General features: G+C 35.0%; 25 protein-coding genes and 1 pseudogene. 20 read left to right on the top strand and 6 right to left on the bottom strand.

The features are described 5' to 3' along the window. Window positions 1-16 precede the first annotated feature (16 nt). On the bottom strand, window positions 17-403 hold the full coding sequence (locus EKM03_RS04650; RefSeq protein ID WP_126455620.1) for a nucleoside triphosphate pyrophosphohydrolase family protein: 387 nt from the start codon (window positions 401-403) through the stop codon (window positions 17-19). Between the two features lie 83 nt (window positions 404-486). On the opposite strand from EKM03_RS04650, the gene EKM03_RS15190 reads away from it, so the two are divergent. The 5 genes from EKM03_RS15190 (at window position 487) to EKM03_RS04625 (ending at window position 3624) form a co-directional block, all read left to right on the top strand. Continuing rightward, window positions 487-675 (top strand): hypothetical protein, encoded by a 189-nt coding sequence (locus EKM03_RS15190; RefSeq protein ID WP_126460641.1) that lies wholly within the window; start codon window positions 487-489, stop codon window positions 673-675. A 275-nt stretch (window positions 676-950) separates the two neighbouring features. Continuing rightward, entirely contained in the window at window positions 951-2072 is a 1122-nt protein-coding gene (locus tag EKM03_RS04640; RefSeq protein WP_126739945.1) for an SRPBCC family protein, read from the top strand. A gap of 64 nt (window positions 2073-2136) precedes the next feature. Then, complete coding sequence (locus EKM03_RS04635; RefSeq protein WP_126576842.1) at window positions 2137-2679, top strand: RNA polymerase sigma factor; 543 nt, start codon at window positions 2137-2139, stop codon at window positions 2677-2679. A gap of 33 nt (window positions 2680-2712) precedes the next feature. Further along, a complete protein-coding gene (locus EKM03_RS04630) occupies window positions 2713-3129 on the top strand; it encodes a hypothetical protein (RefSeq protein WP_126561727.1) in 417 nt (138 codons plus the stop codon). A gap of 36 nt (window positions 3130-3165) precedes the next feature. Next, the gene (locus EKM03_RS04625) at window positions 3166-3624 is read left to right on the top strand and encodes a sensor of ECF-type sigma factor (protein ID WP_126561726.1); all 459 of its coding nucleotides are present in this window, start codon (window positions 3166-3168) and stop codon (window positions 3622-3624) included. 68 nt (window positions 3625-3692) lie between these two features. Here EKM03_RS04625 and EKM03_RS04620 read toward each other — a convergent pair whose 3' ends face one another. After that, window positions 3693-4754 (bottom strand): oxidoreductase, encoded by a 1062-nt coding sequence (locus EKM03_RS04620; RefSeq protein WP_126739944.1) that lies wholly within the window; start codon window positions 4752-4754, stop codon window positions 3693-3695. 115 nt (window positions 4755-4869) lie between these two features. Between EKM03_RS04620 and EKM03_RS04615 the strand changes: the two genes are divergently transcribed. The 3 genes from EKM03_RS04615 (at window position 4870) to EKM03_RS04605 (ending at window position 9492) form a co-directional block, all read left to right on the top strand. Further along, window positions 4870-6015, top strand: coding sequence for a hypothetical protein (locus tag EKM03_RS04615; protein WP_126739943.1), 1146 nt, complete (start codon window positions 4870-4872; stop codon window positions 6013-6015). 117 nt (window positions 6016-6132) lie between these two features. Then, complete coding sequence (locus tag EKM03_RS04610; RefSeq protein ID WP_126460620.1) at window positions 6133-8094, top strand: KUP/HAK/KT family potassium transporter; 1962 nt, start codon at window positions 6133-6135, stop codon at window positions 8092-8094. 141 nt (window positions 8095-8235) lie between these two features. After that, entirely contained in the window at window positions 8236-9492 is a 1257-nt protein-coding gene (locus tag EKM03_RS04605; protein WP_126455602.1) for an RsmB/NOP family class I SAM-dependent RNA methyltransferase, read from the top strand. A 103-nt stretch (window positions 9493-9595) separates the two neighbouring features. Here EKM03_RS04605 and rho read toward each other — a convergent pair whose 3' ends face one another. After that, the gene (gene rho / locus EKM03_RS04600) at window positions 9596-11362 is read right to left on the bottom strand and encodes a transcription termination factor Rho (RefSeq protein WP_126561723.1); all 1767 of its coding nucleotides are present in this window, start codon (window positions 11360-11362) and stop codon (window positions 9596-9598) included. 181 nt (window positions 11363-11543) lie between these two features. Here rho and EKM03_RS04595 point away from each other — a divergent pair, with 181 nt between their 5' ends. From EKM03_RS04595 to EKM03_RS04585, 3 genes are all read left to right on the top strand, one after another. Next, window positions 11544-11957 (top strand): DUF4293 domain-containing protein, encoded by a 414-nt coding sequence (locus EKM03_RS04595; RefSeq protein WP_126460610.1) that lies wholly within the window; start codon window positions 11544-11546, stop codon window positions 11955-11957. A gap of 141 nt (window positions 11958-12098) precedes the next feature. Next, entirely contained in the window at window positions 12099-12761 is a 663-nt protein-coding gene (locus EKM03_RS04590) for a response regulator transcription factor (RefSeq protein ID WP_126460607.1), read from the top strand. A 142-nt stretch (window positions 12762-12903) separates the two neighbouring features. Beyond that, a complete protein-coding gene (locus tag EKM03_RS04585) occupies window positions 12904-14631 on the top strand; it encodes a tetratricopeptide repeat-containing sensor histidine kinase (RefSeq protein WP_126561722.1) in 1728 nt (575 codons plus the stop codon). Here the strand turns inward: EKM03_RS04585 and EKM03_RS04580 are convergent. After that, complete coding sequence (locus tag EKM03_RS04580; protein ID WP_126561791.1) at window positions 14606-15103, bottom strand: metallophosphoesterase; 498 nt, start codon at window positions 15101-15103, stop codon at window positions 14606-14608. The genes EKM03_RS04585 and EKM03_RS04580 overlap by 26 nt on opposite strands. A gap of 321 nt (window positions 15104-15424) precedes the next feature. Between EKM03_RS04580 and truA the strand changes: the two genes are divergently transcribed. From truA to EKM03_RS15185, 6 genes and pseudogenes are all read left to right on the top strand, one after another. Then, window positions 15425-16195 carry a tRNA pseudouridine(38-40) synthase TruA gene (gene truA, locus EKM03_RS04575; RefSeq protein WP_126556229.1) on the top strand — a complete coding sequence of 257 codons (771 nt, stop codon included), beginning with the start codon at window positions 15425-15427 and terminating at the stop codon, window positions 16193-16195. An 85-nt stretch (window positions 16196-16280) separates the two neighbouring features. After that, a complete protein-coding gene (locus EKM03_RS04570; RefSeq protein ID WP_126739942.1) occupies window positions 16281-18035 on the top strand; it encodes an ABC transporter ATP-binding protein in 1755 nt (584 codons plus the stop codon). Window positions 18036-18218: 183 nt separating this feature from the next. Further along, entirely contained in the window at window positions 18219-19607 is a 1389-nt protein-coding gene (gene lpdA / locus EKM03_RS04565) for a dihydrolipoyl dehydrogenase (protein WP_126739941.1), read from the top strand. Between the two features lie 221 nt (window positions 19608-19828). Beyond that, the gene (locus EKM03_RS04560; RefSeq protein ID WP_126568338.1) at window positions 19829-20665 is read left to right on the top strand and encodes a serine O-acetyltransferase; all 837 of its coding nucleotides are present in this window, start codon (window positions 19829-19831) and stop codon (window positions 20663-20665) included. Window positions 20666-20670: 5 nt separating this feature from the next. Next, a complete protein-coding gene (cysK, locus tag EKM03_RS04555) occupies window positions 20671-21585 on the top strand; it encodes a cysteine synthase A (RefSeq protein ID WP_126561720.1) in 915 nt (304 codons plus the stop codon). Between the two features lie 445 nt (window positions 21586-22030). Next, window positions 22031-22198, top strand: a pseudogene (locus tag EKM03_RS15185) (helix-turn-helix domain-containing protein); the annotation flags it as partial. A gap of 79 nt (window positions 22199-22277) precedes the next feature. Here the strand turns inward: EKM03_RS15185 and EKM03_RS04545 are convergent. Then, a complete protein-coding gene (locus EKM03_RS04545) occupies window positions 22278-23318 on the bottom strand; it encodes an RluA family pseudouridine synthase (protein WP_126460588.1) in 1041 nt (346 codons plus the stop codon). After that, on the bottom strand, window positions 23308-23928 hold the full coding sequence (locus EKM03_RS04540; RefSeq protein ID WP_126460585.1) for a PASTA domain-containing protein: 621 nt from the start codon (window positions 23926-23928) through the stop codon (window positions 23308-23310). The genes EKM03_RS04545 and EKM03_RS04540 overlap by 11 nt, the downstream gene beginning before the upstream one ends. A 119-nt stretch (window positions 23929-24047) precedes the next feature. Between EKM03_RS04540 and EKM03_RS04535 the strand changes: the two genes are divergently transcribed. The 3 genes from EKM03_RS04535 to EKM03_RS04525 all read left to right on the top strand — a co-directional run bounded on the left by EKM03_RS04535 (window position 24048) and on the right by EKM03_RS04525 (window position 26304). Next, window positions 24048-25016: a D-alanine--D-alanine ligase gene (locus tag EKM03_RS04535; RefSeq protein ID WP_126561717.1), complete on the top strand. Its 969-nt coding sequence runs from the start codon at window positions 24048-24050 to the stop codon at window positions 25014-25016. 107 nt (window positions 25017-25123) lie between these two features. Then, on the top strand, window positions 25124-25579 hold the full coding sequence (gene coaD, locus EKM03_RS04530) for a pantetheine-phosphate adenylyltransferase (protein ID WP_126554451.1): 456 nt from the start codon (window positions 25124-25126) through the stop codon (window positions 25577-25579). Between the two features lie 146 nt (window positions 25580-25725). Further along, window positions 25726-26304 carry an alkylphosphonate utilization protein gene (locus EKM03_RS04525; protein ID WP_126460579.1) on the top strand — a complete coding sequence of 193 codons (579 nt, stop codon included), beginning with the start codon at window positions 25726-25728 and terminating at the stop codon, window positions 26302-26304. Window positions 26305-26419 lie beyond the last annotated feature (115 nt).

Here is a 26419-nt window from a genome sequence, read left to right as displayed (position 1 = left end):
TCTGAAATTTCTACCTCTATTTACCAATTATTTTAGAGAAATCAGGCTTGAAATAATTTGGCCCTTTCATGACCTTACCATCTTCACGGTAAATAGGCTCCCCATCCTGACCCAACTTACTCATATTACTACGTTGAATTTCATCAAAAACGGCTTCTATTTTGTCTTGCAGTCCATGCTCAATAATCGTTCCGCATAAAATGTACATCATATCGCCTAATGCATCGGCAATTTCTATTAAATCATTATTCTGAACAGCCTCTAAATATTCTTCATTCTCTTCTTTCATCAAATTGAAACGAAGGATATGTTTGGTTTCAGCTAAGCCGGCTATTGGAGTTTCGCTATGCCCAATTTTGAAAGCGGTATGGAATTCTTTGACGGCATTAATTTGTTTTTGCATAATTTAAATTTTATTAAATGAAAATACAAATTAGCAAACTATTATTAAACAAATAGCTAAATTTGTCAAAAATAATATAAAGTATGTTTAGTCAGGGACAATTCATTTTTGCCGGCTTTTTTTTTGTTGCATTCAGTATTGCAATGATTTATGCCTACCGAAAAGATTTAGCGTTACACCGAAAATTTTATAAAGGAAATTATAAAATTTTAATTGGGTTTGGAGTTTTTATTGGCATTTTATTTTTGATAAAAGTCTTTTTCAAACGTTAGTTTTTTTTTAAATGTCTTCTGAAAAGAGGACTTTTTTTAATTTGTTCTTTTCTTATTTTAAAAACAAATCCTAATTGCTAATTAGTGCAATGTGCCAAATAGTCTGCCTGAACATGTCCCCTATAAATTTTATTCTAGAACTCCTTCTTCCATAGTATTCCTTTCGTAAAACAACTATTCAATTAAAATATTTAAGTCGCGTTTTTTTATTTAACACTTTTGGCGACTTGTAAATTAAATTTTTAACTTTACAAAAATTAATACAATTAGATATCATGAGGATTATAAAATATTTATTTCTTTTGTTGCTGCTTAGTTTAGTGGCTTTATCCATTTTTGTAGCTACACAAAAAGGGGAATTCACTGTACAAAGAAGTCATGTTATTAATTCTCCTAAATCAACGGTATTTAATTTTGTTAATGATTATAAAAATTGGCAGGATTTTGGTGCCTGGATCGTTGAAGATCCTGAAATTATAATCACCTATCCTAAAAACACTGTAGGAAAGGGAGCTTCCTTCACTTGGGAAGGAAAAGAAGTCAAAGGGGATATGCAAACGGTTTTTGTAAAAGAAAATGAAAGTATTTCTCAAAAAATAAATTACAACGGAGGGGTATCATCCGTTTTCTTGAGTTTAAAAGACACGGTTGGCGGAACAAAGGTCACCTGGAAAACCGCCGGGAAAATGAGTTTCGTTATGAAGATCACTGCTGCGTTAAACGGCGGTATCGATACAGTTATAGGTGCCATGCAGGAAAAAAGCTTGGCTAATCTAGACAAAACACTAGTTTACGAGATAAATACCCATCAAATAAAGGTAAAAGGTGTGGTAAAAAAACTAGCAACTTTTTATTTGCACCAAACTTTTACAAGCAAAATTTCAAATATCACTAAAAATGCCCGAATCGTTTTTCCAAAAATCATTCTTTTTTGTGAACAAAACAATATAGAATTGAATGGAAAGCCTTTTATTATTTATCACACTTACGATCCAGTAAATGGATTGAGTAGATTGTCTTTTTGTATCCCTATAAAAAATCAAATTTTAACCAGTTCAGGCAGTGATATTTTATCCGGTAAACTCGAACCTTTCGAAGCCTTGAAAACAACCTTAACCGGTGATTATTCACACATAAAAAAAGCGCTAGATAAAACAACAGCGTACAGCAATGCTAACAAAATAAGTATTGACACTAAATTTTCACACCTAGAGAACTATACCATCGGCAAAGCGGAAATAAAAAATCCATCAAAGTGGATTACTGACATTTACTTTCCAATAAAACCAAAAGTAATTCCTGTTAAAGTCTTTGCTCCAGCAGCAATCAATAAACCTCCAGCGGTAAAAACACCGGAACCTGCACAAAAAAAGGAAGAAGAACAATCTGAATTTTAATATTATCTTTCCTCCGAATTAAACCTTTTTGATAAAGAGTATTCTAAATTCATAAATAAAAAATTTGCAAGACGAACAGGAATATATAAATAACTTGTTGAACTCTAAAACACAAAATCAAGCGTTTCAGCAGTTGTTACAAGAGTATCAAAGACCGTTATACAATCACATTCGTAACATTGTTTTAAATCACGATGACGCAGATGATATCTTGCAAAATACTTTTATCAAAATATTTCAAAATTTAAAAAATTTCAAAGGAGACAGTAAACTCTTCTCTTGGATGTATCGTATTGCTACTAATGAAGCATTGACTTTTTTGAAACAAAAATCAAAAATCAATACGGTATCGTCTGAAATTTTACAAAGTAAAACTATTGATAATCTCGAAGCTGATGTGTTTTTTGATGGAAACGAAATTCAACTAAAATTACAAAAAGCAATTGCTTTATTACCTGAAAAACAACAGTTAGTTTTTAAAATGAAATATTTTGAAGAACTAAAATATGAGGAAATATCTGCTATTTTAGGCACTTCAGTTGGAGGGTTAAAAGCTTCCTATCACCTTGCTGTAAAAAAAATAGAAGCATTTGTATCTACTAATTAAACCTTTTTGCAATACCACTGTCTAATGAATAGTATGAAAACATTTAAATTAGAAAACGAGCCCAAAATTGAGACTGGATTTAAGATTCCTGACCATTATTTTGAAAATTTTTCAGCAAAAATGATGAAGCAATTACCCATAGAGGAGCCAAAAGTATTTTCTATTTTTCAAAAAAGAAAAAACAGGATTCTAATGGTTGCAGCAATTTTAGTAATAGCCCTGATGATTCCTGTTTTAAGCCCGTCAGCAAGCAACCCTAACGAAATAGACACGCTCACTCTGGAAAATTATTTAACCTATCAATCGAGTGTAAACCCTTATGATTTAATAAGTGAATTAGAAACCGAAGATATCAATAATATTAAAGCAGATAATGAAGTTTTAGAAGATGAAGCTATAGAGGATCATTTATCCGAAAATGCTAATCTGGAGCATCTTCTTTTAGAATAAAAAACGCGTTCACCGATTACAATAAATAAAACAAAAATGAAATATAAAAAAATATTCCCAATACTGTTGCTACTTCTTTCCTTTAATTTTTATGGCCAACATGAAAACATGAAAGAGAAAAAAGAACAAATTAAAGCTTTGAAAGTAGCCTTTTTGACAACTGAGTTAAACTTGACCACTAGTGAAGCCGAAAAATTCTGGCCTATTTACAACCTGTTTGATGACAAACAATTTGAATTAAGACATCAGAAAATGAAAAGTTTCATGAGAAGAATGAATGATGGATCTTTAGATCAAATCACGGAGAAAGAATCCAATTCATTTTTAGTTCAAATAGAAGAAACCGAAGAAGAATTGTTTTTTTTACGGAAGAAATTTGTTCAAAATTTGAGAGAAATATTTCCATCTGTAAAAATTTTAAAACTTAAAAAAGCAGAGGAAGACTTCAATAGAAAGCTGTTGCAACAATACCGCAACAAAGCGCATAAAAAATAACATCTTTTTTTATTAGTTCGATAAAACATCCTAAACACAAGTAAAAACTTGAGCTTAGGATGTTTTTGTTATTTAAAATTGATCCGAATCATTTTATTTTTCCCTGCAGCAACAGCCGTTTTTTTATCTATGAACCGGAGCGTATTAAGACTTTTATCCTTTGCTATTTGTTGCCATGATTCACCACCATCCGAGGAGTAATAAACCCCTGAAGTCCCCACAGTAACGAGTTTCTTACCATTGCTTTCAGGAATATATTGCACACAGGAAGCATACCCAAATCCTTGATTATCAGCAATAAGCCCCCATGTTTTCCCACCATCCGCAGTACGGGCTTTATTGGAAAAATTCTGGTTTTGATCTTCATAATCCCCTCCTGCTACAAAACCGATTTTTGCATCATAAAAATCGGCAGTAAAAATTCCGGTCATTGCCTTTCCTTGTGCCATTGGAGTTTCAAAAACGGTCCAACACTTTCCTTTATCAGGAGAATAAAAAACCCTTGCTTTTTTTCCACCAGAAACAATCCAAGTATTATTCCCTTTAATTACAATATTAGTATTGCTTGCCGCAAAAGCAGCTTCGCCTTGCATCACTTTTGGTAATTTATCGCACGAAATTTTATTCCATGATCGGCCTCCATCACGCGTTGTAATAATATTAAGACAATCAGCGATTGGATCTCCCATAGCAATACCTTCTGTATCATCCCAAAATTGCATACTATCATAAAAGACCTTCTCATGGCTTTCCTGATATACTATTTGTGAATCCTTTTCCTCTTTTGAAATTTGATACAACACTGCAGGATTTGCCACATTGAGAATAAAAATATGATTGGCTGTTTGAGTGATACTCCTAAAATCAAGTATCAAAGAATCCTTGGTGATTTTGTGCTCTATTTTTTGATTGGTATCTAAATTATATAACCCGTATCTACCTTTATCAGCAGCATACCAGATTTTGTTTTTATCAATTTGAATCGCTCTGATACTTATTTGATCTTGAAATAAGGTATCAATTTCAACGGACTGAAAACTAACGTTATGTAACTTTTCCGACTTATAAACACTTGTTTTACAGGATACAAATCCATTTAAAACCAACAGCATTAAAAAAATATTTTTCATTTTTGTACATTTTAAGGCTAATTTACAATTAATAATATAAATACAAATAGCACCCAAATTATATTGGCACAGTAATTGGATATTGAAAAAAAGGAAAAACTTAATCCAATTAATTATGAAAACGAAACTATTACTATTGAGTCTGTTGACCGCTGTTTTCGCAACACAAATACAGGCACAAAACAGAACATACGTAAATGCTGTGAATGCCGAAATCAGTGATAATCTTGATCTGAGAGCTGTTGCTGATATCTTTGGTGATTCTAGAGACCTGCAGGATTTTGAAAGACGCCTTAATGATCCTGAGCTGCAAATATCAAATTTAGATTTGAATAATGATAATGAAGTTGACTATTTACGGATTATTGAAACGGTAGAAAACAGAACCCATCTAATCATCGTTCAGTCAGTGATTGATGAAGATATCTACCAAGATGTTGCAACAATTGATGTTGAGAAAGACAGAAACAATAAAATTCATGTACAAATAGTTGGTAATGAATTTATGTATGGACAAAATTACATTTATGAGCCAGTTTATTACAGTACTCCAGTAATTTATGCATCCTTCTGGTCTACTAATTACCGCCCTTACTATTCCACTTGGAATTGGAATTATTATCCGTCCTATTATTATGCTTGGAATCCATTTCCCGTTTTTAGATACATAAATAACATAAACATTAATTTGAATATCAACAACAATTATAACTATGTCAATAACCGTAGAAGTAATCGTGCAGTAGTTTTACACAATTCAAGACGTTCAAACGGATATGAAAGACAACATCCAAATGCGTCTTTTTCCAGAAGAAATAGTACTGTAAATAACCGCCATGAATTAGATCAAAGAAGAGTATCCAGAAATGAAACCGGTTATTCTAATAGAAGAGCAATAGTGCAAAGAGAATATTCTCAAAACAGAACAAGTCCTTCCAGACAAGCAGCACCGCAAAGAGCGGAATCGTCCAGAGAATATTCTCAAAACAGAACAAGTCCTTCCAGACAACCAGCACCGCAAAGAGCGGAATCGTCCAGAGAATATTCTCAAAACAGAACAAGTCCTTCCAGACAAGCAGCACCGCAAAGAGCTGAATCGTCCAGAGAATATTCTCAAAACAGAACAAGTCCTTCCAGGCAAGCAGCACCGCAAAGAGCGGAATCTCAAAACAGAGGCAACACATCAAGAGCATCAGGTCCTCAGAGAACGGAATCTCAAAGAGGCAATTCTTCTTCAAAAAATGAAAATAGAAGCTCCTAAAAATCTTAAATACAAAAAAAGAAACACGGCTCCCTAAACCGTGTTTCTTTTTTATCGGATAAAAAGCGCTAATTTATTTTAAAAGTGTAAATTTGAAAAGTTTTTTAAAAATTACACATGAGCGTATCGCACAAAGACCTGCACAGTAAATGGACATTAGGAGGTTTATTAATTTCATTAGGAATAATTTACGGTGACATAGGAACTTCACCATTGTATGTAATGAAAGCCATACTTGGCACCCACATTATTAATTCGGATATTGTCTTAGGTGGAATATCGTGTGTTTTTTGGACCCTTACACTGCAGACCACAATCAAATACGTACTAATCACGTTAAGCGCTGATAATCATGGCGAAGGCGGAATTTTTGCTTTATATGCTTTGGTCAAAAAAACAAAAATTCAGTGGTTGATTGTCCCGGCTATAATCGGAGGAAGTGCTTTATTAGCTGACGGAATCATAACGCCACCCATCTCCGTATCTTCAGCAGTTGAAGGAATAAGAACGTACTATCCAGAAATCAATACCATTCCAATTGTAATAAGTATTCTTTTTGTACTTTTTTCTATCCAGCAATTCGGCACCAAGTTAGTCGGTAAATTTTTTGCTCCAATGATGCTTATTTGGTTTGGGATGCTAGCGATACTTGGAATCGCACAAATTTCACAACACACCGAAGTTTTAAAAGCAATCAATCCTTACTACGCCTATCATTTATTGACCATCCATCCAGAAGGTTTTTTTGTTTTAGGTTTTGTATTTCTGTGTACAACAGGAGCTGAAGCATTATACTCAGACATGGGACATTGCGGACGAAAAAACATCCGAATTAGCTGGATTTTCGTAAAAACTGCATTAGTGTTGAATTATTTTGGACAAGCCGCCTATTTAATTCGCCACGAAGGAGAGACATTACAAACTTTAGGAGGAAAAAATGGAAACCCATTCTATCTCATCATGCCGGACTGGTTTCAGCCTATAGGAATTATAATTGCTACTCTAGCAGCTGTTATTGCCTCACAAGCCTTAATCAGCGGGTCATTTACATTGATAAATGAAGCAATGCGATTGAATTTTTGGCCAAAAGTAAAAATAAAATATCCTACAGAATTAAAAGGACAATTATACATTCCGTCTACAAACTGGTTATTATTTATTGGTTGCGTTGGAATTGTACTGCACTTTGAAGAATCCAGTAATATGGAGCATGCTTATGGACTGGCGATCATTTTGTGTATGATAATGACCACTATTTTACTGAATTTTTACCTGATAATGAAAAGAGTGAAATTATATTTTATAGTTCCATTGATTACTATTTATCTAATAATCGAATTTAGTTTCCTCGCAGCTAATGTTACGAAGTTTGCTGAAGGTGGCTATGTAACGCTTTTTATAGCAATCACTTTAATAGGTATAATGACTATTTGGTACCTGGCCAAAAAAATTAACAAAAGTTACACCAAAATTGTTAAAATTGAGGACTACAAAAAAGTACTAGTGGAGTTAAGTGCTGATTTATCCATTCCTAAATACGCAACACATTTAGTATATATGACTAATGCCGGTAGAATTGACGAGATCGAAGAAAAAGTAATGTATTCCATCTTACAAAAAAGACCCAAAAGAGCTGATATTTATTGGTTTGTTCACGTGAATATATTGACTGAACCTTATAAAACCGAATATAAAGTAACTGAAATTGTCAAAGATGATTTGTATCGTGTAGACTTTAATCTTGGTTTTAGAGAACCCACAAAAATAAATCTGATGTTTAGAGAGGTAATCCGGGATATGGTGCAAAAAGGAGAAGTAGATATAACCAGCCGCTACGAATCTTTGAATAAAAATAATATCATAGGTGATTTCAAATTTGTATTATCCGAAAAATTCCTTTCCAATGACAGTGATTTACGTTGGCACGAAAAAATAATTATGAACTCCTATTTCTTCATTAAAAAATTAAGTTTATCTGAAGAAAGAGCCTTTGGTTTGGATAGCAGTTCCGTAAAAGTGGAACAATTTCCAATGGTGCTCCATGCTCCTGAGAACATTGGACTGACAAGAGTAAAATAATTCTTTCTGTTTTTTTAATCCTCCAAGAAACACTGTAATAATACAGTGTTTTTTTATGTCGAAAAATTTAAAAACAACATTCATTATTTAAAATATAACATTCAATCAATTAATAGTACCTTTGCACCTCAATTATTTAAAATGAGATTACACAGAAATTTAGTTTACACAACAATAGACGCTTTGAACGCCATTTTTAACGAAGGAGAATATGCGGATAAAGTAGTTGCCCGATCTTTAAAAAAAGACAAACGTTGGGGAAGTTCTGATAGAAAGTTTGTTGCCGAAACCATCTACGAAATTGTGCGTTGGAAAAGATTATACGCAGAAATAGCCGAAGTAAAAGAGCCCTTTGACAGAGACAATCTTTGGAGAATGTTTTCTGTTTGGGCGGTATTAAGAGGCTATCCTATTCCGGATTGGCGACAGCTGGAAGGCACTCCAGAACGAAAAATAAAAGGACGTTTTGATGAACTTTCAAAAGTGAGAGCTTTAAAAGAATCTATTCCAGACTGGATGGATGAATTAGGAGTTAAGGAACTAGGCGAAAAAGTTTGGGCAACTGAAATTACAGCTCAAAACCAGCCTGCTAAAGTAATCTTAAGGGTAAATACGCTAAAGACAACCAGAGAAGCGCTGCGTGCTATTTTGATGGATTTAAACATTGAAACAGAAACGTTAAAAAATCAACCAGATGCTTTGGTTTTAAAAGAAAGAGCCAATGTTTTCTTGACTGATGCTTTCAAACAAGGTTTCTTTGAAGTTCAGGATGCCAACTCCCAATTAGTGGCTGCTTTTCTTGATGTAAAACCAGGAATGCGTATTGTGGATACCTGCGCAGGTGCTGGTGGAAAAACGTTGCACATTGCTTCTTTGATGGAAAATAAAGGACAATTAATTGCTATGGATTTGTATGAAAGCAAATTAAAGCAATTAAAAATCAGGGCCAAAAGAGACGGCGCTTTCAATATTGAATACCGAATTATTGACTCTACAAAAATCATCAAAAAATTACACGAAAAAGCAGACCGTGTTTTGATTGACGCACCCTGTAGTGGTTTAGGCGTTCTGAAAAGAAATCCGGACGCTAAATGGAAATTGAAACCGGAATTCATCGACAACATCCGTAAGGTACAATCGGAAGTTTTAGAAAGCTATTCTAAAATTGTAAAACCCGGCGGAAAATTAGTGTATGCTACTTGTTCTATACTACCCTCCGAAAATCAAGATCAAATTGCTCGTTTCCTGACAACTGACATTGGAAAACAATTCAATTTTATTAAAGACCAAAAAATATTGGCTTCAGAGTCAGGTTTTGATGGATTTTATATGGCTTTATTAGAACGTAAAGAAAGCTCAGAACAGAAAGAAAAAAGAGTACAAAAAGAAATAATATAGTATCTAGATTTAAGATTCTAGAATTCAAAAAAAAATCCTCGAATAAATCGAGGATTTTTTTATGTGTTATCTGTTTTGTTTATTCTATTCTCTTTTAATATCCCTAATCATTCATTGAGATTAAAAACTCTTCATTATTCTTGGTTTTCTTGAAACGATCATTGATAAAATCCATCGCCTCTACTGGGTTCATATCCGAAAGGTATTTTCTCATGATCCACATTCTTTGCAATGTTTTTTGATCTAATAACATATCGTCACGTCTGGTACTAGAAGAAGTCAAATCGATAGCTGGGAAAATACGTTTATTAGCAATTTTTCTATCTAATTGCAATTCCATATTACCAGTACCTTTAAATTCTTCAAAAATAACTTCATCCATTTTCGAGCCGGTTTCAGTCAATGCCGTAGCAATAATACTTAATGAACCCCCATTTTCTACATTACGGGCAGCTCCAAAGAAACGTTTTGGTTTTTGCAATGCATTTGCATCCACACCACCACTTAACACCTTACCTGAAGCAGGCTGAACCGTATTATACGCTCTGGCCAAACGTGTAATGGAATCCAATAGAATCACTACATCGTGACCACATTCAACCAATCTTTTTGCTTTCTCAAGAACGATATTCGCAATTTTAACATGCTCTTGTGGTTCTCTGTCAAATGTAGAAGCAATTACTTCACCACGCACACTACGTTGCATATCCGTAACCTCTTCCGGGCGTTCATCGATCAATAAAACAATCAAATATACTTCAGGATGATTGGCCGCAATAGCATTGGCAATTTCCTTCAACAACATGGTTTTACCTGTTTTTGGCTGCGCCACAATCATTCCGCGTTGTCCTTTTCCTATTGGTGAAAACAAATCGATAATTCGTGTTGAAATCGTACTTTGCTTTTCTGCCAATTTGAATTTTTCTGATGGAAAAACAGGCGTTAAATGTTCGAATGAAACTCTGTCGCGAACCACTTGAGGATCGTGTCCATTTATTTTTAAAACCCGAACTAATGGAAAAAATTTCTCTCCTTCTTTTGGTGGGCGAACTACACCTTTTACAGTATCTCCGGTTTTAAGACCGAACAATCTGATTTGAGAAGTCGACAAATAAATATCATCCGGCGACGCTAAATAGTTGTAATCCGAAGAACGCAAGAAACCATAGCCGTCCGGCATCATTTCCAGCACACCTTCGCTTTCTATAATTCCATCAAATTCAAAATCAGAAGCAGCAAAATTATTTTTTTTGTTTTTGAAGTTTGGATTTTGATTCCCATTTCCATTTTGACTTGGATTAGGATTTTGTTTGTGTAATTGGTTTGGATTTATTTTTTTAACCGGAGCTGAAACTTCTTCTTTCTCCTGTGTAGTTATATCTACAACTGTATCAGTCTCTTTTGCTGTTTCTTTTCCTTCTTCCTTATCCTTTTTTAAAGCAATTTTTTTCTCGTACGCTGACTTATTAAACTTAATCACCTTTCCTATTTTTTTAGCTCCGGATTCAAGTTCCTGAACAGAAGAGGAATCGTCGTCTTTGTCAACTGGCAATATTTCAACAGAATGGTCTTCAACGGAAACAGAAGATGCTGTCAAATTTTCTTCGGTTTCAAAAAATGAATTTTTCATCGTTTTTTGAATAGCAACTTTTTTTACAGGCAGTATTCTGGTTCTTTTTGGTTTATCCTCTTCCAGATTACTATTGGTTTTTGTCTCTAATATTAAATCAACGTTAGCCTCTTGATGCGCTAAAATCTGACTGATTAAAGTCTCTTTTTTTACACCGTTAAATTTTATGGTTTTAGCTGATTTAGCTATTTCTTGAAGCTCAGAAAGCTTCATTTCTTTTAATGCAGAAATATTAAACATGAATGTTCTAGGAGTTTAATTAATTTTGAAAATAATGTAAAAGATAGGTAGTAAACATTAAAATGAATCAACCGCAGTATGAAGTGCTTACGGTATTATGATGCAATATTACGAATAAAATTTAATGATACAATAGTATTTATAAAAAAGAAAATATATTTTTGTGGTAGATATTTAACAAATGATACAAAGAATTCAAACCATTTATTTACTACTCGTATTTGTAGTAACTGGTATTTTACTGTTTTTTATTCCATTATGGACAATGGATACCGGTAAGGCATTTTATTTTATGCAAAGTCAAGTGTATACTATACTATTGGGATTGAGTACTACGTTGACTTTATTTAGTATTGTTTCCTATAAAAAAAGACAAAATCAGTTTGTTATTGGCAGATTGAATATCATATTAAATTTGATTTTATTAGGATTGTTTGTATATCGTTCACTAAATCTATCTGGAGAAACACCTGCTGTTTCGGAGAAAGGTATTGGGATGTTTCTTCCTGTAGCTGCTATCGTATTATTGGTTTTGGCCAATAAAGCAATCAAAAAGGATGAGGATCTTGTAAAATCTGTGGACAGATTGAGGTAAACCTATAAATTTTAGTTTATTAGTGCGAAGGAAACCCGAATGTAACAATTCGGGTTTTTTTATATCTGCAATGCAATAAAAACCTTATAATTTAAAATTTAGCTGAATATTTTTTATAAATTTGGATCTGATAATTACAACATGGCAGAAAAAATACGGATTCATCTTGCTGATGACCATCAAATTCTTATTGATGGAATTAGAACTTTATTACACACAATCCCTACATTTGAAGTAGTGGGATATTCCTTAAACGGCACTAATATTTATGAGGAAGTCACTAATAATAAAGCGGACATTCTTATTTTAGACATTAACATGCCGGAAAAAGACGGCATTGAGGTCCTCAAAGAATTTGCTAAAAAAGGATTTCCATGTAAGATTATCATTTTGTCCAGTTATGATGACTTACGAATAATAAAAGAGGTCATGAAGTTAGGCTGCAGCAGTTACTTAACTAAGAAATGTGCCGGAGAAAATATAGTTGAAGCCATTCTAGCGGTTACTAATGGTGAAGAATATTTTAGTAAATCTGTTAGAGAAAAAATATTCAGTACCGTAACTAAAGACAATCCAAAACTAAACAAACAAGTCCCAAGTCCAAATTCACTTTTAACCGAAAGAGAACTGGAAATCATAATCCTGATTTCATTAGAATATAGCGGCAAAGAAATCAGTGATCAATTATTTATTAGTGTTAATACCGTAGAGACCCATCGCAAAAACATAATGAAAAAACTCAGCGCAAAAAACTCTATAAGCCTAGTGAAATATGCCCTTAAAAATAAATTAATCAAATCCTGAATGAATTTAGATGAAACTTAAATGCTGTTTTTTTAATTAAAAAAAAGAAAACCAACCAATTTAATCCTGATTTAAAGTCAGTTTATTTTGAAAAATAAGGCGGATTTAAAAAACCAGAAATAACCAATCTATTCAATTATTTATGTCTCAGAAACAAATTGCTATAGTCTTAGTTTTACTATTGAACCTCACTGGTAGTTTTGTTTGTGCTCAAAAGAAAGAAACTTCAAAAAAGGAAGCTCTAACATTAGCAAAAGAAGCTAATCAGCATATGAAAGCTGGTAATTACGAGAAGTCCTTAATACAATCGAGACTTGCTTTGAGCCAAGCAATCAAAATCAAGGACAACAACCTGATAGCAAGAGCTTATAATACCATTGCTGCTAATTTTGATCAATTATCGGAATCTGACAAAGCTTTTTTCTACTACAACAAAGGACTGGAATACGCTAATAAAACTAATAATGATGTTTTAAAAAATTGGTTAAACAATAATTTAGGAAATATCTATTGCTTTGATAAAAAACAATATGAAAAAGGAATTTATTATTATAAAAAATCACTGCATTACAGCACTAAAACAAAAGATTCAGCACAAATTATATTTACAAAACTCAATTTGACGTGGGCCTATTTCGACAATGATCGCTATCAAGAAGGGCTTCCCTATTTAAACTACATCAACAAACACCACAAAAAACATGGAGACGAGTCTACAATTGTAGCTTTAAATATGCTCAACGGCATGTATCATAGCCATACAAACAACACTAAAAAAGCCCATTATTTTTTCCAAAAAGCAATTGAAAAAGGAATTAAAGGAACTGAAAAATCTGATTTATCATATTCCCACCTAGAGTTTTCTAAATTTTTATTGAAAAACAATGATTATAAAAATGCCTATAAAAATTTAGTCCGATATAATACAATTACTGAGGAACTAAACGACCAAGAAAAACACAATAAAGCGAATGTTGCTGGCATAAACCTTGAAATTGATGAGTACAAAAGAGAAATCGACAAGATCGAAACAGAATATAAAACAAAACAACTTTTTTTACTGCAAGAACAATCCAGAAATAAAAAAATTGTGATTGTACTAATTGCTGTTCTACTGCTATTTTTCATCCTTTTTTACTTCTATTCTCAAAACACACAACTAAAACAAAAAAACAAACTAAAGGACTTACAAAGCAAAGTTCAGGAAAACATGATCAACGCATCCATTAACGGACAAGAATTAGAACGAAAAAAAATTGCGGCATTTTTGCATGATAACATTAGTGCTTTACTTTCATCAGCAGGACTACATCTTCATGCGTATACCTCTAAAAATCAATATTCAGCACAAGAAATCATAAAAACTAAGGCTATTCTTGAAGAAGCACACGATCAAGTACGGGATTTATCCCACGAACTGATGCCTTCGCTTTTAGCCCGTTTTGGATTATTTGATGCATTAGACGATTTGTGTGAAAAAAACTCCAATTCCATTCTGTACTTTGAATACGCAAGTTCCGTAGATCGAAAAACCCGTTATGATGAAGATTTCGAAATTAAAATTTATTTCATAATTATGGAACTCCTCAACAATACCATAAAACATAGTCAGGCAACACGTTCAGAATTAAGCATTCACGAAGATAATGATTTTCTGAATGTCAATGTTATGGATAATGGCCAAGGTTTTGATTCTAGTAAATTTCATATCCTTGAAGGTTTTGGCATCAACCAAATCAAAGCACGAATCAATAATCTGAAAGGAACTATTGTCATAAACTCCAAAATAGGTTTCGGTACAACCATAAAAATAATAGTACCCATCACCTATCAAAAAAAAATAATCAGACCCGTTTTTCAATCTCAATAATTTCCAAATCTTTGATTTTATCTCCTTCAATCACAAAACGCAACATCGTTCGCACCTGATGAAAACCACTTTTTCCCGCCGCACCAGGATTCATGTGTAATAAATTATGTTTTTTATCGAATATGACTTTTAGAATGTGCGAATGTCCACAAATAAATAATTTTGGCGGATTGGCTTCCAACTCAGCTTTAATATTGGGATTGTATTTCCCCGGATAACCGCCAATATGCGTAATCCAAACATCAACGCCTTCACACATAAAACGGTTGTGTAACGGAAATTCCAGTCGCGCCGTTGCATCATCAATATTTCCATACACGCAGCGCAACGGTTTCAGCTTTTGTATCGCATCAGTCACGGCCAAATCGCCTATATCACCCGCATGCCAAACTTCGTCAGCCAATGCAACATATTTCAAAATGGTATCATCAATATGACTGTGCGTGTCAGAAAGCAAAAGTATTTTTTTCATATTTATAGTGTCATTACTAGGTACGAAGTAATCTGAAGCAATTTGCTTCGCCAGTTCGCTTCGCTCGTGTCCAGCTATCCGTTTCAATCTTTATTGTTTTTAAAGAAAAAACAATAAAGGATTCCCACTGCAAATGTTTACATTCACTGAACTCTTATGAAAATAAAAGTTTAGTGAAGTAATCTGGGCTACGATTTTGTGGTAAAAATATACATTCGAATTCCAAATAAAAAATCAAATCGAAACTTAACAAACTTTGCACCTTGGCAACTTCGTGGCAAAAAAATTAATAAGTATCTTTGTGGCTTCAAAAAAATTCACTTGAGATATTTTATCAAATTAGCATACAGCGGAACCCATTATCACGGCTGGCAATACCAACCCAATGCTGCCTCTGTTCAGGAAACGATGAACAAAGCGTTTTCGGTGCTATTGAACACAACCGTCAATCTTATGGGCGCCGGTAGAACGGATACCGGGGTTCACGCCAAAGAAATGTATGCCCATTTTGATTTTGAAACACCAATTGATATTCCAAGTTTACTGCACAAACTCAACTCCTACTTGCCCAAAGACATTGTTATTTATGACATTATACCGGTTCACGATGAAGCGCACACTCGTTTTGATGCCACTAAAAGGACCTATGAATATCACATCAATACATTCAAAGATGTTTTTTTGCAAGAACAAAGTTGGTATTTCCATCAAAAATTAGATATTGATTTGATGAATGAAGCGGCGCAACTATTATTCAATCACACTGATTTTCAATGTTTTTCAAAAGTCAACACAGATGTAAATACCTTTGACTGCACTATTTTTGAAGCATATTGGACTCGAGGCACAGCTGAACAGGGCGCAGACAAACAAGAAAACGGCAATTTGATTTTTACCATTTCTGCCAACCGTTTTTTACGCAATATGGTTCGTTCCATTGTGGGAACATTAGTAAATATAGGATTACACAAGAGTACACTGGCTGATTTTACTGCCATCATAGAAAGTAAAAACCGAGATAAAGCTGGTTTTTCGGTTCCGGCACATGGTTTGTATTTAACCAAAATAGATTACGATTACATTACGCAATAGCCCTGATAGTAGTGAAAATCCTTTTATGTTTTTCTTTAAAAACATAAAAGATTGCAACGAATAGCAGGAAACAGCTCCAAAAAACATGAAAGCAAAAGCATTTGATACTAGATTATTCAAACGAATATTAAAATTTACTAAACCCTATCAATGGCGTTTTAACGGAGTGATTATTTTTGCCTTTTCGCTATCAGTATTTGCGGCATTGCGCCCGTATTTATTGAAACAAACTGTAGATGGTTACATTTCGACCCAAGACCAACAGGGATTATTATTGTATGTGATCCTGATGGGAATTGTACTATTGCTGGAGGTATTCTCGCAGTTTTACTTTGTGTATTGGGCAAACTGGCTCGGTCAAGATATTGTAAAAGACATTCGGACAAAACTGTTTCAACACATTTTGAGTTTCCGAATGAAATATTTTGATCACGTTCCCGTAGGACAGCTCGTGACACGCTCGGTTTCGGATATAGAATCCATTGCTCGTATTTTCAGTCAGGGTTTGTTTATGATTATCAGTGACTTGATGAAAATGTTCGTAGTACTGATTTTCATGTTTTACATGAACTGGAAACTGACTTGGATCGTAATTATTGCAATGCCCATTCTGGTTTATTTTACCCGAATTTTTCAGCGTAAAATGCAAGTCGCTTTTGAAGAAGTGCGAAATCAAATCGCTAACATGAACTCGTTTGTTCAGGAACGTGTGACAGGAATGAAGATTGTACAACTCTTTAATCGTGAAAAAATTGAATACAACAAATTCAAAAACATAAATGACAAGCACAAAAAAGCGTGGATAAAAACCATTCTGTATAACTCCATATTTTTTCCTATTGCAGATATCATTTCGTCCTTAACCCTTGGTTTTATTGTACTATATGGCGGCATCAAGATCTTGAACGGAGATAATTTTACCACTTTTGGGGATTTATTTTCCTATACAATGTTCATTGGAATGTTGTTTAACCCGTTGCGCCAAATTGCTGATAAGTTCAACGAGATGCAACTGGGAATGATTGCGGCAAACCGTGTTTTTGACATTTTAGACACCGAAGATCAAATTCAGGATACCGGAATTATTGAAGCTCCAATTTTTAAAGGAGATATCGAATTCAAGAATGTCCGTTTTGGATATATTCCGGATGAAGAAGTAATAAAAGGAATCGATCTGGAGGTAAGTGCCGGTCAAACGATTGCCATTGTAGGGTCTACAGGTGCCGGAAAATCTACGATCATAAACTTACTGAATCGTTTTTACGAAATCAATAGTGGCTCTATTTACATCGATAATCACAATATTGAGAATTACACTTTAGGTTCCTTACGTAAACAAATTGCAGTAGTATTGCAGGATGTTTTCCTTTTTGCCGATACTATTTTCAACAACATCACCTTGAATAATCCTGAAATTAATCGGGAACAGGTTTTGGCTGCAGCCAAAAATATTGGCGTCCATGAATTCATCATGAGCTTACCGGATAATTATGATTTTGACGTGAAGGAACGCGGCGTTATGCTTTCTTCCGGTCAGCGTCAATTAATTGCTTTCTTGAGAGCGTATGTGAGTAATCCAAGTATTTTGATTCTGGATGAAGCTACTTCATCGATTGACACCTACTCTGAAGAATTGATTCAGCGTGCTACAGAAACCATTACTAAAGGCAGAACTTCGATTGTGATTGCGCACCGTTTGGCCACGATTGTCAATGCTGATAAAATTGTGGTAATGGACAAAGGACTGATTGTAGAACAAGGAACGCATCAGGAATTAATCAACCGCGAAAGTGGGTATTACAAGAATTTGTATGATTCTCAGTTTTCGGTAGCAAATTAGTTTTTGCTGCAAAGGAATAGCAGTTACAAAAACAAAGATCGATTTACACTTCTGCAATTTGTTCAAAACAAAGATGTTTTCTTGAAAATTAGTTAGTTTGCTACTTTATTAGTTTGAAACTTTCTCAAAACAGAATAAATCCTTAAATTCGCCCAATCAATTAAATAAGAAAAACACATAAAAATGAAATACGATATTATAGTTTTAGGAAGTGGTCCAGGTGGTTATGTTACAGCTATTAGAGCATCACAATTAGGCTTTAAAGTAGCCGTAATCGAAAAAGAAAATTTAGGTGGTGTGTGCTTGAATTGGGGCTGTATCCCGACGAAAGCGTTGCTGAAATCAGCTCAGGTTTTTGATTATCTAAAACACGCTTCTGATTACGGATTGACTATTTCATCATTTGATAAAGACTTCCCTGCTGTTGTACAACGCAGTCGCAGCGTAGCTGACGGAATGAGCAAAGGGGTTCAATTCTTGATGAAAAAAAATAAAATCGATGTGATTGATGGCTTTGGAAAACTAAAACCAGGAAAAAAAATTGATGTTACGGACAAAGACAATAAAATTACTGAATACAGTGCAGATCATATCATTATCGCTACTGGAGCACGTTCTCGTGAATTGCCAAACTTGCCTCAAGATGGTATAAAAGTAATAGGATATCGTCAAGCAATGACATTACCAACACAACCAAAATCAATGATTATCGTTGGTTCTGGAGCGATTGGAGTAGAGTTTGCACATTTCTACAACTCTATGGGAACCGAGGTAACTATTGTAGAATTTATGCCTAATGTAGTTCCTGTTGAAGACGAAGACATTTCGAAACAAATGGAGCGTTCTATGAAAAAAGCAGGTGTCAAAATTATGACCAGCTCCTCTGTTGAGAAAATTGATACCACTGGAGCAGGTGTTAAAGCGTATGTAAAAACAGCAAAAGGAGAAGAAGTGTTAGAAGCTGAGATTTTACTTTCGGCTGTTGGAATCAAAACAAACATTGAAAACATAGGATTAGAAGAAGTAGGAATCGCTACTGACAAAGATAAAATTTTGGTAAATGCTTACAACCAAACTAACATTCCGGGTTATTACGCTATTGGTGATGTTACGCCAGGACAAGCACTAGCACATGTAGCTTCTGCCGAAGGAATCAATTGTGTGGAGAAAATTGCAGGATTACACGTGGAACCTATCGATTACGGAAACGTACCGGGCTGTACCTATGCCACTCCTGAAATTGCTTCTGTAGGTTTGACTGAAAAACAAGCTAAAGAAAAAGGATACGAATTAAAAATTGGTAAATTCCCATTTTCAGCTTCCGGAAAAGCAAAAGCTTCCGGTACACCAGATGGTTTTGTAAAAGTAATTTTTGATACTAAATACGGAGAATGGTTAGGATGTCACATGATTGGAGCCGGAGTTACCGATATGATTGCTGAGGCAGTTGTAGCGCGTAAACTGGAAACTACAGGACACGAAATTTTAAAATCAATTCACCCACACCCAACCATGAGTGAAGCGGTTATGGAAGCGGTTGCTGATGCGTATGGTGAGGTAATACATTTATAGATTGTAAATTAACAATTTTTGATTTCAGATTTATTAATCCGATTTGTTCATACAAATCGGATTTTTTTATGAAATCATTTCCAACACCAAACGCTTATTTTGTGGGAATTTAACATATTAACATTTATTTACAAAGCAGGGTTATGAATCTATTCAATTCTGCTTTATATTTGTATTTCGAGGATTTTTACTCGTTTAATTCTGATTTTATTCCATTATAAATGAATACTGAAACCAACCGTTTTTCGAATACACTGCATGAAAACCAAAATAAAAATTGGGTAAGAGCCATAGATTCCTCTAAAATCATCAATTGGATTGATGATTTGTTCAAAATATTATTTCCGGAGAAAGCTTTAGAAACGATCCAAATTGAATTGCTTTTGGACCAAAACAAAGCCTGTTTTATTGCTATCCTGTCGGAAATTGTAAAAGACAAAACGGCCAATGAAATTCTAGATGATGCCGAATCTTTTTATCGCGCGCTTCCAAAACTTTATGATTCGATGCAAAAAGATGCACAAGCTATTCTGGATACGGATCCCGCTGCTGATTGTATTCAGGAAATTATCAATTCCTATCCCGGTTTTTTTGCTATAGAAGTTTACCGTATTGCTAACGCTATTGCTTCTCGTACCTCGTGTCTGCTGCCGCGAATTCTAACCGAATATGCTCATAGCAAAACCGGAATCGACATTCACCCCAGTGCCACAATTGATGTTCCATTCATGATTGATCACGGTACCGGAATTGTCATTGGCGAGACTACAATCATAGGGAAACACGTAAGCATTTATCAAGGAGTCACTTTGGGAGCATTGCAAGTAGAGAAAAATATGCAGGAAAAAAAACGCCATCCTACCGTAGAAGATCATGTAATTATTTATGCAAATGCCACTATTTTGGGCGGCAGCACCATCATAGGAAACCACAGTATTGTAGGCGGAAACACGTTTATCACCAAGAGTATGAATCCGTATTCCTTTGTTATGCAATCCAATAAAAATACGGTTCTGAATCAGCAGGAAATAAAAGATATTAATTTTTTCTCTATATAAATATTATGAAATACAATAACATACTCGAAACAATAGGCAACACCCCACATGTAAGAATCAATCGTTTATTTGGTGCCAATCACAATGTATGGATCAAATTAGAACGTGCCAATCCCGGTGCCAGTATCAAGGACAGGATCGCTCTTGCCATGATTGAAGATGCCGAAACCAAAGGATTATTAAAAGCCGGAGGTACTATCATTGAAGCCACTTCCGGAAATACAGGAATTGGACTCGCGATGGTTGCGGCCGTAAAAGGCTATAAATTAATACTGGTAATGCCTGAATCAATGTCCATAGAAAGACGCAGACTCATGAGCCTTTATGGAGCCGAATTTGTCTTGACGCCCCGTGAAAAAGGGATGAAAGGCGCGCTGGAAAAAGCACAGGAATTAGTTACCGAAATACCTAATGCTTGGTCACCACTTCAGTTTGAAAATCCCGCCAACATCGAAATTCATAAAACAGCCACGGCACAGGAAATTATAAAAGCATTCCCTGACGGTCTGGATTATTTGATCACCGGCGTAGGAACCGGAGGGCACATCACGGGTTGTGCCGAAATATTGAAAAAACATTTCCCAAACCTTAAAGTATATGCAGTTGAACCCGAAGCTTCTCCCGTTATCAGCGGTGGCGCACCGGCTCCCCACCCTATTCAGGGAATTGGAGCAGGATTCATACCTACCAACTTGCGTACTGATTTACTGGACGGAACCATCCAAGTAAGCAAAGACGATGCATTTGCCTATACCCAAAGAGCCGCAAAAGAAGAAGGCATGTTCATAGGAATATCCTCTGGAGCATCTCTGGCAGCGGTAGCAAAAAAACTACCAGAAATCCCAGAAAATGCTAAAATATTAACCTTTTGTTACGACACTGGCGAACATTATTTAAGCATCGAAGGCTTATTTGTATAAACAAAAATCTTCATTAAAATACAAACCGATTTGTGAAAACAAGTCGGTTTTTTTTTAGGCTTTTCATTTTTATGGGCGTGTCTTTGTTGCAAAACTATTGTCCAAACAGATTGATCTTAAAATAATGTTTAGCATAATGCTCCTTTTGACTTTATGACGTTTAAACTTCCGACTTACTTAGTTGGCTTTTGGGATAAAGCAGACAATAAAAATACGTAAGTTTTTGCAAACCACGAATTTGTAAAAAACAGAAAAAGTTCCCAGAAACGAAATAGCAAGAGCCAGCAAAATATTTTGAAGATAGACCAAAAAAGGTAATGCCCTGACAACCAAAAAATAAAAGATAAATATATCAGAAAACATTAAACGGAAGAAAGAGAAAAACATAAATATCAACTTCGTACGGATATTTAGGACGGATGATTAAAATACCAGACAAAAACAAAACTTAATTCAAGAACAATTGGGGAAACTTATTAGTGTCTCAAAAGCAAAGATTTCTATACTTGAAAGCAATACCAATAGCCCAACGATTGAAACAATATTTAAAGTGTTTAGCGCCTTAAAAGCGAATATCAATTTTAATATGACAATTAAAAAAAAGAATTTGTAATTAACTTATACAATTACTCTAAGTCCAGACTTTCAGACTAGAAACAAAAAAAGCCCCAATCTCTGGGGCTTTTCCTGTTTTATTCCTCTTCCTCCGTACTATGTGACTTTGAATAGCCTCTCCATTTCTCGATGCAGTCCTGCAAATCCTGCGGAAGTTCCGTATCAAAACGCAGCATCTCACCGGTTGTAGGATGAACAAAACCCAATGTTTTAGCATGCAAAGCCTGTCTTGGCAATGCTTTGAAACAGTTGTCAATAAACTGTTTGTATTTTGTAAACGTAGTACCTTTTAAAATCAAATGACCGCCATACCGCTCATCATTAAATAAAGGATGTCCTATGTGCTTCAAGTGTGCCCGAATTTGGTGCGTTCTCCCGGTTTCCAGTTGGCATGAAATTAAAGTAACATAACCAAAACGCTCCAACACTTTGTAATGCGTCACGGCTGGCTTCCCTATTTCCGGATCAGCAAAAACCGCCATCTGCATGCGGTCTTTAAGGTGACGTGCCAAGTTTCCTTCAATCGTTCCTTGTTCTTCGACTACATTTCCCCAAACCAAAGCCACATACTCTCTTTCGGAAGTTTTAGCTTCAAATTGCTTGGCAAGATGTGTCATAGCCGCTTCGGTTTTAGCAATCACTAATAAACCAGAAGTGTCTTTGTCAATTCGATGCACTAATCCGGGACGTTCGCTGCTGTTCATTGGCAAATTATCAAAATGATACGCCAAAGCATGTACTAAAGTTCCGGTGTAATTTCCATGACCGGGATGCACTACCATTCCTGGCAATTTGTTGATCAATAACAAAGTATCGTCTTCATACACAATATCAAGCGGAATATTCTCCGGAATAATATGGTTTTCATAAGGAGGATGCGTAAGCATCACCCGAACTACATCATGGGCTTTTACCTTGTAATTCGACTTTACGGTGGCATCGTTTACAAAAATATTGCCATCAGTCGCCGCAATTTGTATTTTATTGCGAGTTGCATTTTGAATCAAACTCATCAAATATTTATCAATCCGCAAAGACGTTTGTCCTTTAGGAACTTCAAATCTAAAATGTTCAAATAACTCGTCTTCTAAATCTATTGTATCACTATTATTGTTCATCAACTGGTATTTCTTCTATTGGTGTTGCCAGTGTATCTGCAGCACTGGTCTCTTCATAACTCATTTTTCCGTCTCCTAAAACCAAGTCGATTTTGGAGGATTTTAAGACTCTGTCCCCTGCTTTCAGGTTTCTGCCTTTGAAACGCATTTCCAGCACCATGTCTTTTCCAAGATTGGGAACGTAGGTAATTTCTCCTTCCTCAAGCCCTAAAGCTTTCAATGTAGGTACTGCTTCGCGATACGTTTTATTGACTAAATCCGGAATACGAACCGATGAAAATCCCGAAGTATTTATTTTAATATATATTTTTCGTCCTACTTTTACTTTCGTACCGGGCGTTGGATCTTGCTTAACTACACTAAATTGCGGAAAATCACTTCTATAATCTACGCTGTCTAAAAGTACATAATCTAAATCCAGCTCATTCAGTTTTTCCTCGACTTGTTCTTCTGTCAACTTACGCAAATCCGGCACGGTAATTTCATGTCCATGATCTGTTGTAAAAGTCAACCAATGCATAAATAAATAACCCAAAGCGACAATAATGGCAAGTGCAATTAGTATTTGAACAAAGAAAACACGGCTGGTAAGATACTTACGTAAACTCATAAATTTATTTTTATATCTGGCAAAGATAAAGCTATTTCGTTTCAAAAAAAATGATAATTTTGTTTAGAATTCGTTTAGTCGGTCAATCGATTAAACGTTTAACCGATTAAACGTATATAATGAAAAACATTGCCATCATCATGGGCGGATATTCCAGCGAGTATAAAATCTCTCTTATCAGCGGAAACGTCGTATATCAATTTCTAGACAAAACAAAATACAACGGATTCCGAATCCATATTTTCAAAGAAAAATGGGTTTATGTTGATGCTGATGATGCCGAATTCACTATCGATAAAAATGATTTTTCAGTAACTGTTGATGGTAATAAAATCACTTTTGACTGTGTGTTCAACGCCATCCATGGAACACCAGGCGAAGACGGATTAATGCAGGCCTATTTTGAATTATTGCATATTCCGCAAACTTCCTGCGATTATTACCAAGCAGCATTAACGTTCAACAAACGCGATTTATTATCAGTTTTAAAACCATACGGCATAAAAACAGCCACTTCCTATTACTTAAACAAAGGTGACCGTATCAATACGGACGAAATTGTAGCTAAAGTAGGTTTGCCCTGTTTTGTAAAACCCAACAAAGCCGGTTCTAGTTTTGGTATTTCCAAAGTAAAAACTGCTGCCGAATTGCCCATTGCAATAGAAGTTGCTTACAAAGAAGACAACGAAATTATCATAGAAAGCTTCTTGGATGGCACCGAAGTTTCTGTAGGAGTAATCAATTATAAAGGAAAAGTAACCGTATTACCAATAACTGAAATTGTTTCAGACAATGATTTCTTCGATTATGAAGCCAAATATTTGGGTAAATCACAGGAAATCACTCCAGCGAGAATCTCGGATGAAATGACTCAAAAAGTGAGTGAAATTGCTAAACGTGCATATGAAGTCCTGAAAATGAAAGGTTTTTCCCGAAGCGAATTTATATTGGTAAACGGAGAGCCACACATGTTGGAAATGAACACCATTCCGGGATTAACAACGGAAAGTTTGATTCCGCAACAAGCCAAAGCCGCCGGAATTTCATTGGAAGATTTGTTTACAAATGCGATAGAACTGGCTTTGTAATAAATCACTTAATTCTTAAATACTAAACAAACGTGTCATTTAAACAAAGGAATACATTCAAATAATGTCATTCCTCCGCTGTCAGAATGACAAAACAGAAAAAATAAATGAGAAAAGCAATATTTCCAGGTTCATTTGACCCCATCACTTTAGGACATGAAGACATCATCAAAAGAAGCATTTCCTTATTTGATGAAATCGTTATTGCCATTGGTATCAATGCCGAAAAAAAATATATGTTTTCCCTCGAAGAAAGAAAACAATTCATTGAGGAAACCTTCAAAAACGAACCAAAAGTTTCCGTGATTACCTATGAAGGTTTGACGATTGATCTGTGCCACAAAATAAACGCTAATTTTATCCTTCGCGGTTTGCGCAATCCTGCTGATTTCGAATTTGAAAAAGCAATTGCGCACACGAATCGTCGGTTATCAAAAATTGAAACTGTGTTTTTATTGACCGCTGCAAAAACGTCGTACATCAGCTCCAGTATTGTACGAGATGTAATTCGCAACAACGGGCAATATGAAATGCTGGTTCCCGATGCAGTCCGAGTAAAATAATTTTAAAGCGATTTTGTCAAGTCGAGCGCAGTCGATACTAATGGATAGGTCTCGACTGCGCTCGACTTGACAAATAAACAGTCCTAATATAACTTGTAAAACGAGGCAATAATCCGTAATTTTGCCAAAAATAAAAGCCGTTAAACATGAGTATAGAAAGAGAATTAAGCAAACGCAGCGGGTCAAAATGTGAACTTTGTGGCGCAACTGAGAACCTGAAAGTGTACCAGGTATTGCCTACCAAAAAAGGAGGGATTGAGGAAAACATCATGGCTTGTAGCACCTGTATTGACCAAATTGAAAATCCGGATACCGTAGATTTAAATCATTGGAGATGTCTAAATGATAGCATGTGGAGTGAACATACTGCCGTACAAGTTGTCGCGTGGAGAATGTTAAGCCGTTTGCGTGGTTCTGGATGGCCTCAAGAATTATTAGACCAAATGTATTTAGACGAAGATACTTTGGCTTGGGCACAAGCAACAGGTGAAGGCGAAGAAGAGGAGAACAAAGTCATTCACCGTGACAGCAACGGCGTGATTCTTGAAATTGGAGATTCAGTAGTTTTAATCAAAGATTTGAAAGTAAAAGGTTCAAGCATGGTAGCTAAACAAGGAACTGCAGTGCGTAACATCAGACTGGATCATGAAAATGCCGAATATATTGAGGGTAAAGTAGACGGCCAGACTATTGTCATTATTACACAATACGTTAAGAAAATATAATGGTCAGTTGACAGTTTTTAATGATCAGTACCTGAGTTGATAAAAAAATTCAGTGGTCAGAAATAAGTGTAATCAGAGACTTCATTAAAGCAAAAAATCGTTAACAGTAAATTTA

Origin of the sequence: Flavobacterium sp. GSP6 (genome assembly GCF_003984855.1) — a bacterium.
Lineage (GTDB): Bacteria > Bacteroidota > Bacteroidia > Flavobacteriales > Flavobacteriaceae > Flavobacterium.
This window is presented reverse-complemented; position numbering and strand designations above follow the sequence as displayed.